Genomic DNA, 13,017 nt, shown 5'->3' with positions numbered 1-13,017 from the left:
CTTGCTTGACCCTGCTGCCGATCGAGGTTTTTATGGTCAGCTCGTAAACAAGACCGGATGAATCGAGATGTGGAAAGTATTGGGAGCCGGCTTGCTGCTGTTGGCGGGTCAGGCCTTTGGCAGTGAGGCGGTCGGTTGCAAGGCCCGTCTGCAGGCCGTCAACGACCAGCTGGTGTTTGCCAAAGCACACAACAATGCCGGGCAGATTGCCGGGCTGGAACAGGCCGTGCGCAATATCAAGGCTAACTGTACCGATGAAGGTCTGCTCAAGGAGCAGAAAGAGCGGGTTAACAAACTGCGCGGCGAGGTGGATGAGCGTCTGCTTGAACTGCAGGAGGCGAGAGTCAGTGGCAAGCCGGAGAAGATTGCCAAGCGGCAGGCCAGGCTGGAGGAGTCCCAGACCCGGATGCTGGAGGCCCAGCGTGAGCTGGACAAACTGATCCGGCTGGTCGGCAAGTGATAGCCAGCCGCTGCACACAGGATCAAAAAAGGCCGATTACTCGGCCTTTTTTTCGTTTTACCGTCTGTGCATCAGCTACTGCCTGTGCATCCGCACAAACTTCTCCATCAGCTGATCTTCGGTCTCCACATAAGCGGGATCCCAGATGATGCAGTCGATAGGGCAGACACTGATGCAGGTCGGCTTCTCATAGTGACCGACGCACTCGGTGCAGCGACTGGGGTCGATCTCGTAGATCTCCTCACCCAGGCTGATAGCCTGGTTGGGGCACTCGGGATCGCACATGTCACAGTTGATGCATTTGTCGGTGATGAGCAGCGCCATCTCAGGCCGCCGTGTGCGGGTTGCGGGTATCCTGGCTGTCGCCCAGATTGCGCAGCAAAATGCCGTAGTTCACATCCAGATCTTTCGGGACTGGCACATAGACCACGTGACCGTTGCCCGGCGCGGTATCGATAAGCTCGCCCTTGCGGTTCTCCATCTGCTCCAGATTGAAACGGACGTTGCCCTGCGGGGTCATCAGCTCCAGGTTGTTGCCCACCAGGAACTTGTTCTTCACCTCGACCTCGACCATGTCACCTTTGCGACCGGTGATCTCGCCGACAAACTGCTGGGTGTCGGAGACGGAGTAGCCGTAGTCGTAGTTCTGGTATTCGCTGTGGTTGTGACGGCGCAGGAAGCCCTCGGTATAGCCGCGGTGGGCCAGATTTTCGAGGGTGCCCATCAGGCTGCGGTCGAACGGACGACCCGCTACCGCATCGTCGATGGCCTTGCGGTAAACCTGAGCGGTACGTGCGCAGTAGTAGAAGGATTTGGTGCGCCCTTCGATTTTCAGGGAGTGAACGCCCATCTTGGTCAGTCGCTCGACGTGCTCGACGGCGCGCAAGTCCTTGGAGTTCATGATGTAGGTGCCGTGTTCGTCCTCGAACGCGCTCATGTACTCGCCCGGGCGGTTGGACTCTTCCAGCAGCACAAGGGCATCAGTCGGCTTGCCAAGGCCCAGGGTGTTGTCCGGACGCACTGCGATGGGCTCCTGACGGTGGACGATCTGGCCCACGTCATCTTCTTTACCCTCGTGTACCTTGTACTCCCAGCGGCAGGAGTTGGTGCAGGTGCCCTGGTTGGGGTCACGCTTGTTGATATAGCCGGAGAGCAGGCAGCGGCCGGAGTAGGCCATGCACAGCGCGCCATGGACGAACACCTCCAGCTCCATCTCCGGCACCTGCATGCGGATCTCCTCGATCTCGTCCAGCGACAGCTCGCGGGAGAGGATGGCGCGGGTAAGGCCCATTTGATGCCAGAACTTCACCGTGGCCCAGTTGACCGCGTTGGCCTGCACCGAGAGGTGAATGGGCATATCCGGGAAGGCTTCACGCATCATCATGATAAGACCGGGGTCGGACATGATCAGCGCATCGGGGTTCATCTCCACCACAGGGCGCATGTCGCGGATAAAGGTCTTGAGCTTGGAGTTGTGGGGCTGGATGTTGGCCACCACATAGAACTGCTTGCCCAGCGCATGGGCTTCGTTGATGCCCAGCTGCAGGTTTTCGTGATCGAATTCGTTGTTGCGCACCCGCAGGCTGTAGCGGGGCTGACCGGCATAGACGGCATCGGCGCCATAGGCGTAGGCGTAACGCATGTTCTTGAGGGAACCTGCGGGGGAGAGCAATTCTGGTTTAAACATGGTGGACTCTTTATATCTGATTGCAAATCAGGACGATGCCACCTGATGGCATCGTAGTGGTTGAGCTGCGGTGCAAGATGCCCTCCGAGAGGAGGCTCAATGCAGCGCGACCCGATGACGGCATATCCGGAGTTATCTAAAGAAGAAGCGCCGGATATTCGGGGTGCGAGATTGTACTCGCCCCCACGTCATCATGCAATTTGGCAGGACATTGTTGGCTGCGCGAGCCGATAGGATGCCGAAATGAAACCGCCGCTCAGGCCCAACGTGAGAGGGGGGAGGGCATGGCGTAGACGTAACCCTGTTGATAGTCACAGCCGAGCTGATCGGCAATCTCGATATGGGTCTGGTTTTCCACCCCTTCGCACACCACCTTCATGCCGAGTCGCTGCAGGTACTCCACCAGTCCGGTCAGCATGCGCAAGGCATGGCTACTATTGGTCGCTTGCAGCAGAGAGCGATCCAGCTTGATGATCTCGTAGGGGAGCGCCATCACTCGCTGAAAATTGCACTCCTGGGTGCCAAAGTCATCGCAGGCGATATGGGCACCGTGGCTGCGCAGTACTTCGATCAGGGCCAACTCCTTGCGCTCTAGCGGGGCGTACTCCACCACCTCGAACCAGATTGCAATATCCAGCTTGCGGGCCTGCAAGAGGGTGAGTAACAGCAGGTTCTTATATGTAGGGCTCTCAAAAGCGGGGTTGAGGTTTATCGAGAGGGAGCAAGGAGCATGGCGTGCCAGCGCGGTCAGATCACGCCAAATCGCTCTGAGCATAACGATATCCACATGCAGGGACTCTTCACTGCTGAGAGAGGGAAAGTCTATTCCCTGATAACGCTGCTGGCGGGGTTCCCAGCGTCTGGCCAGCGCCTCAAAGCCGATGATCTGGCGATCCCGGTCAACGATTGGCTGATAAAAGGGCACGGCAATGTCCGCTGTCGTCAGGGATGCCACGTCACCGACCGGAAACTCTTCTTTAAACGCAAACATGTCACTTCCCTGCTGACTGAGATGATTTCGGATCATAGGGGAGTATGTTGAAAGCTGGCTGTAGGAATTGTCTGATTGTTTGCAGAAAAAATACTTTGGCAGTATCAGATTATTCCGATTAAGTCCGCTGTGTGGATTATCTAGACTGGCCTCAATGACGAATCGCCGAGCCAAATATTATCATCTGGCGACTTATATATATGGATGTCATATATTTTTTGCGGAGCCTGCAATGAAGGCACTACTCTCTATCGTTTTTACAGTGTGATTATTATTCATGAATAAGATTTTTACTGTGTTGCTGCTTATATTCAGTAGCAATGCCTTGGCGTCGCCGGATATTAGCGTTGGTACCTTATATGATTATATGTCGGCAGATAAAACTACGCTGCTCAAGCGGGTTAGAAATCTTGGTGATGAGACGGCATTTGTCAAAATAACCTTGGCCGAAATTATATATGGTGCCGATGGTATGCCAAAGGAGCGGGAGTTACCGGAGGAGGGGGTTCGTCAGCTGGTGACCAGTCCATCAAGGTTGATTATTCCCGCAAGCAGTATGCAGGCCACCCGTTTCATCTATATGGGAGAGCGTGAGCGTGAACGTTATTTTCGGGTGCGTTTTGTACCGGTCAAGCCACAGGGGGATGAAATAACAGAATTGCCGCCACAACAGCAAATAAGCGCCGGGGTCAGCATTATGACCGGTTTTGGCACCATTCTATTTGTGGCACCCAAAGAGACCCGTTATGACACCCGGATTGAACGTGAAACCGGAGCCCTTTATGTGGAGAACCGGGGCAATGCCACCGTTATTCTCGATTATCTGGAGCTGTGTGACCAAAAAGAGAGCTCATGCAGTCAACCGGAGAAGATGCATCTGCTGCCTGGCGTTAAAAAGCGGGTCAGTGAAGAGGCAACCCGATTGGTTCGTTTTGAACTGATCGAAGGGAAAAAGTCGGTATTCAAGGAGTTCAAGCTCTGAATCCCGATATATCACAAGAACGACAATCACACCTGAAGGAGTGGCTATGAAGATGTTATCGCTTTTTCCCGCCCTGTTGCTGGCGAGTGGTTCGCTGATGGCGGCCGAGCGCATCGAGCATACGGTGACGGTGACGGCGCAGATCCCGACCGAGAACTTTTATGTGCAGCCCGTGGGGGACTGGATGAATACCCCGCAAAAACTGGCCTTTAACTCTTTTAACAACAAGCTGGAGCCATTAGCCAAACAGCTGGATATGAAGAGCACTATTGGTCCCATCAAGGGCTATCTGCTCTATCCCTCCACCATTATCAGCGGTAAGGAGAGTATCGGCGTGACGGTCAAGGTGGCGGGGGTTGAGCTGACCACCTCATCGAAAGACCTGCTGAATCAGGCGGATGCCAATACCGGTAAAAAGGTCGGGTTTGAAATCATTCCGGCAGCGGCGCCAGCCGGTGGCTATAAGCCCGGCAACTATCAGGGAATTGTCAGCATGATGTTTGAATCGGAGGCGCCGTCGGCACCGCCTGCTCAAGGCAGCTGACATGAGTATGTGGGGGTCATCAGGCCCCCCTTTAATTGAGATTCCAAGCATTCAGGTTGCACTTAATGGTTCGTTCTCTTCTTCTCTTGCTCGGGCTGTTGCTCTCTGTCCCGTTGGTGGCGGCAGATCCGGCACTGCTGCAACAGGCGCGGCAGTTGCCAGAAGGGTTTGAAGCGCACTTTTTTGGTGTTCCCCTGATGGTGCGGGTGACCGTCGACGGTCGCCTGCTGGGGGATGGGGAAGTGCTGCTCGGGCGGGATAACTCGGTACAGCTGCTCTCGCTGCTGGATGTGCAGGAGAGCGAGTTTGACGAGGGGGCGCGTGAACGCTGGTTGAGCAAGCTGGGAACCCAGCTGCCGCTCGGCGAGTGCAGCCGTGCCTGTCCCGAGGGAATTGTGGGATTGCAATACAGTCTGGAGGAGTCCCAGCTCTCGGTGCTGACCGGTGAGGTGGAGCAGGAGGCGCGGGATCAGCGCTTTATGACATTGCCTCAAGAGAGCAAGGGGTTGCTGGTCCAGAACCAGCTGAACCTGGTGCAGGGCACTCAGCGCAACGGTCACTACAACCTGCAGTTGGAAGGCAGCTGGGGGCCGTGGACCCCCTTTATGGAGGGGGATGCCACCTGGCAGGAGGGTGGGCCAACTGATCTGGGGTTGGCTCAGGTCTATGGAGAACGACTCCATGAGGCCAATTTTTATCGCCTTGGCTTCTTCTTTCCCTCGGCGCAGGGGTTGGTGCGTCAGCCGAATTACTACAGTGGTGCGACGCCCACAGTGTTCGGGGTGATGTGGGGCAGTTCGGATCTGCTGCGCCGGCAACGCGGGGTACCCAGTCTGGCTCCGATTCAGGTAGCACCGGCACGGCCGGGCATGGTGGAGATCTATCGTGACGGCAACCTGATCCAGTCCCAGCCGGTCGTATCCGGTTTGCAGGCACTCGATACCCGATCGCTACCCGGCGGTATCTACGAGGTGGAACTGCGGTTGCTAGAGGATGGTCAGGAGACCCGCCGTTGGCGCGAGATGATCTACAAACCCTCCAACTGGCAGACGCCGGAGGAGCCGTGGCGCTTCAACCTGTTTGCCGGACGTCAGACCCGCTGGCTGGTGCGGCAGGGGGACAGCGATCTGGAGGGGGCTAGTGGCGGCGTAGCGGTGAACCACTTACTGCTTCCCTCGCTGGTGGTGGGGGCAGGTAGCCAGTATGTGGATAGACGGGCCCAGCACTCCCTCTCACTCGATTGGGAGGCGACCAGTCAGCTCCACGGTTTTGCCTCCCTCAACCAGAGCGTCGGCATGGGGTGGGGTTACGATCTGCAGGGGATTTATTGGCACGGCAACAGCAGTCTGGTGGCCAGCCATTCGCGCAATCTGCGCAAGCAAGGGGACGCAAGCTCGGTATCCAGCCTGTCACTGCAGCAGTCGCTGGAAAAGTGGGGCTCCCTCGGTCTCTATGTTTCTCATCAGTCTGGCCGTGGCAATGGCGCTGATCTGGGGTGGCACTATAGCGATCGTTTTTTGGGGCGCTGGGTAACCTGGGGGGTGACCCTGTTCGATCGTCCCGGTAGCGAGAGCACGGCACTGCAGCGGGATCGCGGCAGCACGCTGAGTCTGACCGTCAACCTAGGGGGGCAGGATCGCCAGTTGTCACTGGGGCTGGGCAGCAATACCTCGCGCTCGGGCGGTGCCCAGCGCAGCGCCTATCTCAACTACCAGCAGGAGGTGGATTGGGGGCTACTGCGTCAGGTCAGCGTGGGCAGTACCCGTGACAGTTATGGTATCGGTCTATCCGGCTATGGCCGCTTCGCTGCGCCCTGGTTGGGGGGCGACCTGTTTGCCCAGCACTCCTCCTATAACGCAGAGATGACCGGCGGCATCAACCTGGATAGCGTGGTGGCACTGGGGCGAGAGGGGGAGCTGGCGATCGGCTCCCGCGATATGGGCGGCATGGGCAATGAGGCGGCGATGATCCTCGATATCGACGCTGATGACGAGGCGGCGCAGATCCGGGTCAGCGACGATCAAGGGGGCGTGCAAACCCTGGGGCCCGGACGTCATCTGGTCTCTGTGCCTGCCTTGCAAAGCGGCACCTTGCAACTGGAGATGGCCGACCACGAGGGCGCGCCGCTCACCATCAAGCCTACAGTGCTCCCTTACCACCTTAACCGCGGCGGAGTGGGTTATGGCCAGGTGAATGCGGTGAGTACAGTCACAGTGATAGGTCGTTTACTGAACGAGCAAAATCAGCCACTGCGTGGCGCCATGGTCAGCAACCCTATTGGGCGGGCATTTACCGAAAATGATGGCTTCTTTGCGTTGGAGGCGAGCCGACGACAGCCGGAATTTAGCGTGGAACATAATGGTTCCCTTCATTGCAACAGTCCTGCTAGAGAACAAAGTCGCATGGATGAGTCGGATATTATTATGTTGGGAGAGTTAAGATGTTCATCCAGTATTACCGTAAAAAAATAATATCTATACTTCTTTTTATTATTATAGCCATGATGAGTGACTCAGTATATGCAGAAACATTCAATATTACAGCTGAGTACATTCCGAGCAGCTATGGACATCAAGGTAGTTATTTTATAAATAAAACTCCATGTCGTATGGAACGGCCATATGGATTGGACTTTTGTGACCCAGAGAAACCCCTAGAAAGTGCCACTATCATTCAATTTTTAGTGGACGTATTTCGTTCTCGAATCAGCTCTAAAAAAAGCAAGTCAAACTATCTTAGTTATTACCAAACTTCCGGCCCCAAAAAAATAATTGTTACTAATGATAAAGATGGTACGGTTTATGAATTAAAAATGATTCCTACCCATATTGGTGTTGAAACAGAAAAAATGGATCTTTCAGGCGATCATCCTAGACCAATGAGTAGAATAAATGGCGACTGTATTTTTTTGACAGAAAGAGCATGGGGAACACCAGCATTTTCTGAGTTACTTCTACATTCTATTAAATCAAGTGCACAAGGACGTGCTGCTGAGTGCTATTTTAATAGCCCGGCAGATGATGATGGTAATTATTGGATTAGTAGGGTTATTTATGGTTTCCGTCTTGAGTCGCCAGATCCTCTTAAAATGTCAAATGGAAATTATTCCGGTAAGTTCAATTTTTCTATAGGTAGGAATCAGGATATTGATCTTGGTGATGGAGTTTATAACGGGCAACTAGCACATGAAGTTAATATTAAGCTGGTTGTCCGTCACCAACTTAGAGTGGATTTTCCAAAAGGAGAGGGGGAAGGGAGAAGCAAAGTAACTCTGTTGCCGCCAGGGGGATGGAACGATTGGATACATAATGGGAAGGGGATACCAAATAAATTACAACAAGAGTTACCATTTCGGCTTTGGAGTAGTGCACCATTTACAGTAACACTACGTTGCCAGTATATATCTGGTACAGAATGTGCGTTAAAAAATGCCAAAGGGCATCAAGCAAAATTAAATACATATTATATTAACGTGGAAAATGAAATGTTCAATCTTAGTACTACACCATACAAATTTTCATCCCTGCGGGGGCCTACTATCAATGGGGCAAGAAAGATTAAATTCAGGGTCGCTGGCGATGTGGTCACGGAAATGATGAAGTACCCGGGCTCCACCTATAAAGGAGATATCACCCTGATATTTGATGCTGCTATTGATTAGCAGAGGCCGCTGCTTTTGGCATAGTCAAAGAGCGCACTATCGCTTTGCAGGCCGAGCCGCAGCATGGCGCTTTTTTTCTGGGTGCTGATGGTCTTGATGCTGCGGTGCAGGTACTCGGCCACCTGGGTGACGGACATGCCGCTGGCCAAGAGTCGCACAACTTCGCTCTCCTTGGGGGTGAGCTGAATCAGGCTTGTGTGGTGACCAAGCCCGGCTTCGGCCAGCAGGTTTTTCGCCGAACTGCCGATATAGCTGTGCCCGGATAATATCTGGCGAATGGCATCGGATAATTCGCTGATCACCGCTTTTTTGAGCAGGATACCGCTCACCCCCAATTGGATGAGTGACTGCAAGATACCGGCATTGTGGATCTGGGTTAGTACAATAATGGGCAGGTTTGGATAATCCCGGCGTAACTGCTGGATCATTACTATGCCATCGCTACGGGTATCGCCCGGCATGCTGAAATCGGTGATCAACAGATCACAACGATGTTGTTGCAATAATTTCAGCAAGTCAGATACCTGATATGCCTCGGCGACCACTTCACAATGGGGTGTTATCTGGTCAATCAGGCTACGGATTCCGGTCAGAATCAAGGGGTGGTCATCGGCAAGAATAATCTTGAAGGACATGGATGAGCCTCTTATAAAACGGTGAATAATATTCAGGCTACCAAAGCTAACATTTCTATACTACCGTGCGCACCCCATTTTTTCAGGTGCATATATCTTTTTATAAATATATGTGAATCGTTATGTCTATATATTGTTCGCTTATGTCATTAATCAAACGATTCATAATTATTGTCGCTGTTTTTTCCTTGACGCCTTCCGTATTTTCGGCGGAGGTACATTCTGTACCAACGATTGAAGTGGGCATATTGGCTGGCGGATGGGGACCATTCCAGCAGTGGGACGGCAAGGTCGTCGCTGGATTCAGTGTTGAATTGATGGAGGAAATAGCCAAAAAGCTTGACTACCGGATTGCCTGGCAGGTTTACCCTGACTGGAAAACCATGTATGCCGATGCCTGCCGTGGCAAGCTGGATATCCTGCTCGATGCATTTAATTCTGAGGTGCGTCAGTGTGTCACCTATAGCCTACCTTACTACACTTCGCCGACCGTGGTGGTGGTTCGCCAGGACAGCCCCCTGTTTCGGGATGTGAGCCGGTTGCAGTCCGCCAGCATTGCTATCGAAAAAGGCTTTCTGACCGAGAAGCTGGTCAAGCTGCACTATCCCAATGTCACACCGCGACTCTTTGTCGATACGCACCGTGCATTGCAGGCGGTTGAGCAAGGTCGGGCAGATGCCTACATCGGCAACCTTCATGTGGCCAATCTGTTTATCGAGCGTCACCCGGCGTTGGCGGTGGTTGCCCAGTCTCCCTTATTGATGGAAACCCTGCATCTTGGCGTCGCCAGCCAGAAACACACTCTTGCCATCCGGCTTGATACTGCCATTCAGTCGCTAACGGTCGAGGCGCGCAGTGAACTGGAGAAACGCTGGCTGGGGGAGAGCCTGGAGCCCAACTTCATGGGACACAGCAATTTCTTGCTGCGCCCTGATGAGCGAGCCTGGCTCTCGATGCTGCCGCCGCTGAAGCTGGGATTGATCCCCGGCTGGGTGCCCTTCTCTTATCACGATGAGGGTGGCAACCCGGTCGGCTTGATGGTGGATTACCTGGACTTGCTGCAAGAGAAGCTGGGGCTGGCATACAGCCGTGTGCCGGTGCAGGGCTGGCCCGATCTGCAGCAGTTGCTGCTGCATCACGATGTGGATCTGGCGGTATTGCCCACCCGCATCATCGAGCGACTGGTAGGGTGGCATGCCAGCGAGCCCTTCGCATCATTCCCTATGGTACTGGTGACGGCGCGCGGCAGCCTGCCGATCGGGGATCTCTCCGATCTGGCCGGCAAAAAGCTGCTGCTGACTGACAGCATGCTGATCCCCCAGCTGAAGGCACTGGTGCCTGATCTTGAACTGACCACGACCCGCCATGCCAACGAGGGGCTCGCTCGTGTTGCAGCAGGTGAGGGAGATGCCTATATCGGCAATCTGGTGGTGGTTTCCCGTCTTGTCACCGAGCAGTTTGATGACCGACTTCATATTGCCGCGCCCACCCCCTTCAAGGATGAGTTGGCCGTTGCGGTACGTGAGCCTTACAGCCCCTTGCTGCCCCTGGTCAACCGGGTGCTTGCCAGCATGAGCGACAAGGAGAAGCGCCAGATACGCAACAGCTGGTTGGCGCTCAATTACAGCGAAGGGATCCCCAGAGCGAAACTGGTGCGTACCCTGCTGCCCGCCGGGGTGGCGATTACGCTCTTTATTCTGGTGCTGTCGGTGGCGTACTGGCGGCTGCGTCAGGAGATAGTCCGTCGCCATCAGGTTGAGGCTGCATTGGCTAGAGCCAAGGCCAAGGCGGAGTCTGCCGCCACCCAGAAAGGGGAGTTTCTGGCCACCATGAGCCACGAAATTCGCACGCCTATGAATGGCATTATCGGTATGGCGGAACAGCTCACTTTTACCGAGCTGACCCAGGATCAGCGCCAGATGGTGGAGGTTATCAACCGCGGTGCCCAGGGATTGCATGCGCTGATCGACAACGTGCTCGACTTCGCCAAGCTGGAGGCGGGCAAGATGCAACTCGAAGAGGCTCCATTTCTTGTCCGGGAGCTGCTCGACAACGTGCTGACCATGACGGTGAGCGAAGTTCATCGCAAGGGGTTGCGCGTCTATCTCTGGGCGGATGCAGGTGTTGCGGCCCGGGTGAGCGGTGATGCGCTGCGTCTGCGCCAGATCCTCTTCAACTTTGTCAGCAATGCCATCAAGTTCACCGAGCGGGGCTTTATCGAGATCTCGGTGCAACTGCTGGTACAGGAGGAGGAGCAACAGCAATTGTGCTTCGGTGTGCGCGACAGTGGCATCGGCATGAGCGCCGAAGCGCTTGGCCGGATCTTCAATGCCTTTGAGCAGGCAGAGAGCTCCACCACCCGCAGTTATGGTGGTACCGGCTTGGGCCTGAGTATTTGCCAGACCCTGGCCACCTTGATGGGTGGCGAGATCCGGCTGGAGAGTGCCCCTGGGCTGGGCACTTTCATCAGCCTGACGGTCACGTTGCCAGTGCTGGCACAGCGAGAGCCGGATCTCCGTCTCAATGGCGTGCAAGCCCACATCGATCTCCATGACGAGAAGTTGTGCCACACCCTGTTGTTGCAACTTGATGCGTTGGGAGTAATACGAACGTCGGAGTCTGGTGATGCTCAGTTGCGTTTCACAGACCATGAGTTGGCGGGCAACAGGGTCATCCGGGTGCTGCCGCTGGCAACCCCCCTCGGTTATCGTTGTGATGAGGAGGGTTACACCCTCAATAGCAATCCCATGACCTGGCATTCGGTGCGTGAAGTTTGCTATCACCAGCTTGGCTTGAGCGATGGGACGGCAACGAAAGGGATGCGAAAGAGCGCACCCATGCAGCCCTGTCGGGTATTGCTGGTGGAGGATAATCCCCTCAACCAGTCGCTGGTAATACGCCAGCTCAGGCAACTTGGGATGAACTGCGATGTGGCAGAGCATGGCCAGCAGGCTCTCGAGATGGTCGCGCAGCATCCCTATGAGCTGGTGCTCTGTGACTGTCAGATGCCGGTGATGGATGGTTATGAGTTCACGCGCAGGATACGGGCTGCAGAGAAAGGTGAGCGGCTACTGATCATCGCCATGACGGCCAATGTGTTGCCAGAACAGGCTGAACGCTGTTCTGCCGCGGGCATGGACGATCTGCTGGGCAAACCGGTGCTGCTGGATACTCTGCGCCAGATGTTGCAGAAGTGGCAGATCTTACCCGCGCCAACCTTGATTGATATTGCAGCTATGGAGGCATTTTTTGGTCATGGTGAAAAGTTGCGGCAGATGTTTCCGCTTTTTCGCCAGGAGCTTGAACAGTCGATGGCGCAGGCGCCACTTGATGACAATGCATTGGCCAATTGGGTGCATCGTCAGGCGGGGACCATCAGCATGATGATGGCGCCGGAATTGGCGGAACAGGCATGGCGATTGGAAGAAAAAATCCGTCAATTTGGATCGCCAGCTTGTACCGATGAGCTGACACGCTTTCGTGCCCAATTACAGCAAATCATCGATGAATTGACGTTATTGAGCGAGAAAGGGCACTCAGTTATCGAGGGAGAGCTGGAGTAAGGGGAACTGTTCGCTCATAAAATTGCGGGGGCTGTGGCCATTGCCTGCGCTGGCCAGCCATTCCCAATCCAGTCTTGGCGAACCCGCTTTGAAGCGTTGATAGGCAACGCCCTGATGAATGGTCAGAAAGAGGGTCGTGGGGAGTCCCAGCTTGTTGCGGTAGCGCACCATCAGATCACCCTGATAGTCGTTGCTGATTCTGACTTTGAGCGCCTGCAGTGTCAGACCGGTGGCGTGACCATGCTCGTCCCAGACTTCAAACATGATATGAACACTCTGATGTCGATGATGCCACGATGAGCAAGATGGGATGCAATTGCAACTGTCAGATCTGACAAGACCGAAAAAGTGTGAGGGGAATGGCAGAAAGCGAAAACCCGGCGCGAGGCCGGGTTTTCTTGAATGATGGTGGAGGGAGAAGGATTCGAACCTTCGAAGGCAGAGCCGTCAGATTTACAGTCTGATCCCTTTGGCCGCTCGGGAACCCCTCCACG

Annotated in this window: 11 protein-coding genes and 1 tRNA gene; 6 read left to right on the top strand and 6 right to left on the bottom strand. The window is 54.7% G+C overall.

Annotation, left to right across the window (positions count from 1 at the left end):
• The first annotated feature begins 67 nt into the window (after positions 1-67).
• Entirely contained in the window at positions 68-460 is a 393-nt protein-coding gene (locus tag AB5Z09_RS04380) for a DUF1090 domain-containing protein (protein ID WP_317114827.1), read from the top strand.
• Between the two features lie 75 nt (positions 461-535).
• Here the strand turns inward: AB5Z09_RS04380 and AB5Z09_RS04375 are convergent, their stop codons facing one another.
• From AB5Z09_RS04375 to AB5Z09_RS04365, 3 genes are all read right to left on the bottom strand, one after another.
• Positions 536-784 carry a YfhL family 4Fe-4S dicluster ferredoxin gene (locus tag AB5Z09_RS04375; protein ID WP_219594570.1) on the bottom strand — a complete coding sequence of 83 codons (249 nt, stop codon included), beginning with the start codon at positions 782-784 and terminating at the stop codon, positions 536-538.
• Between the two features lies 1 nt (position 785).
• Positions 786-2,147, bottom strand: a complete 1,362-nt coding sequence (yegQ, locus tag AB5Z09_RS04370) for a tRNA 5-hydroxyuridine modification protein YegQ (protein ID WP_042082572.1) — start codon at positions 2,145-2,147, stop codon at positions 786-788.
• Positions 2,148-2,403: 256 nt separating this feature from the next.
• Positions 2,404-3,138, bottom strand: coding sequence for an EAL domain-containing protein (locus AB5Z09_RS04365; RefSeq protein WP_127005867.1), 735 nt, complete (start codon positions 3,136-3,138; stop codon positions 2,404-2,406).
• Between the two features lie 277 nt (positions 3,139-3,415).
• On the opposite strand from AB5Z09_RS04365, the gene AB5Z09_RS04360 reads away from it, so the two are divergent.
• The 4 genes from AB5Z09_RS04360 to AB5Z09_RS04345 all read left to right on the top strand — a co-directional run bounded on the left by AB5Z09_RS04360 (position 3,416) and on the right by AB5Z09_RS04345 (position 8,325).
• Positions 3,416-4,120: a hypothetical protein gene (locus AB5Z09_RS04360; RefSeq protein WP_368194718.1), complete on the top strand. Its 705-nt coding sequence runs from the start codon at positions 3,416-3,418 to the stop codon at positions 4,118-4,120.
• 46 nt (positions 4,121-4,166) lie between these two features.
• On the top strand, positions 4,167-4,664 hold the full coding sequence (locus AB5Z09_RS04355; RefSeq protein ID WP_127005865.1) for a CS1 type fimbrial major subunit: 498 nt from the start codon (positions 4,167-4,169) through the stop codon (positions 4,662-4,664).
• A gap of 65 nt (positions 4,665-4,729) precedes the next feature.
• A complete protein-coding gene (locus tag AB5Z09_RS04350; protein WP_368194717.1) occupies positions 4,730-7,135 on the top strand; it encodes a TcfC E-set like domain-containing protein in 2,406 nt (801 codons plus the stop codon).
• Positions 7,105-8,325, top strand: a complete 1,221-nt coding sequence (locus AB5Z09_RS04345; protein ID WP_368194716.1) for a hypothetical protein — start codon at positions 7,105-7,107, stop codon at positions 8,323-8,325. The genes AB5Z09_RS04350 and AB5Z09_RS04345 overlap by 31 nt, the downstream gene beginning before the upstream one ends.
• Here AB5Z09_RS04345 and AB5Z09_RS04340 read toward each other — a convergent pair.
• A complete protein-coding gene (locus tag AB5Z09_RS04340) occupies positions 8,322-8,960 on the bottom strand; it encodes a response regulator (RefSeq protein WP_368194715.1) in 639 nt (212 codons plus the stop codon). The genes AB5Z09_RS04345 and AB5Z09_RS04340 overlap by 4 nt on opposite strands.
• A gap of 122 nt (positions 8,961-9,082) precedes the next feature.
• Between AB5Z09_RS04340 and AB5Z09_RS04335 the strand changes: the two genes are divergently transcribed.
• Complete coding sequence (locus AB5Z09_RS04335) at positions 9,083-12,523, top strand: transporter substrate-binding domain-containing protein (protein WP_368194714.1); 3,441 nt, start codon at positions 9,083-9,085, stop codon at positions 12,521-12,523.
• Here AB5Z09_RS04335 and AB5Z09_RS04330 read toward each other — a convergent pair.
• Positions 12,497-12,787, bottom strand: a complete 291-nt coding sequence (locus AB5Z09_RS04330) for a hypothetical protein (protein WP_368194713.1) — start codon at positions 12,785-12,787, stop codon at positions 12,497-12,499. The genes AB5Z09_RS04335 and AB5Z09_RS04330 overlap by 27 nt on opposite strands.
• Positions 12,788-12,929: 142 nt before the next feature.
• A tRNA-Tyr gene (locus tag AB5Z09_RS04325) sits at positions 12,930-13,014 on the bottom strand.
• Between the last annotated feature and the right edge of the window lie 3 nt (positions 13,015-13,017).

Origin of the sequence: Aeromonas sp. R2-2 (assembly GCF_040908355.1) — a bacterium.
GTDB classification, from domain to species: Bacteria; Pseudomonadota; Gammaproteobacteria; order Enterobacterales; family Aeromonadaceae; genus Aeromonas; species Aeromonas veronii.
The sequence above is the reverse complement of the archived record's forward strand: the minus strand, read 5'-3'. Positions and strand labels throughout refer to the sequence as shown.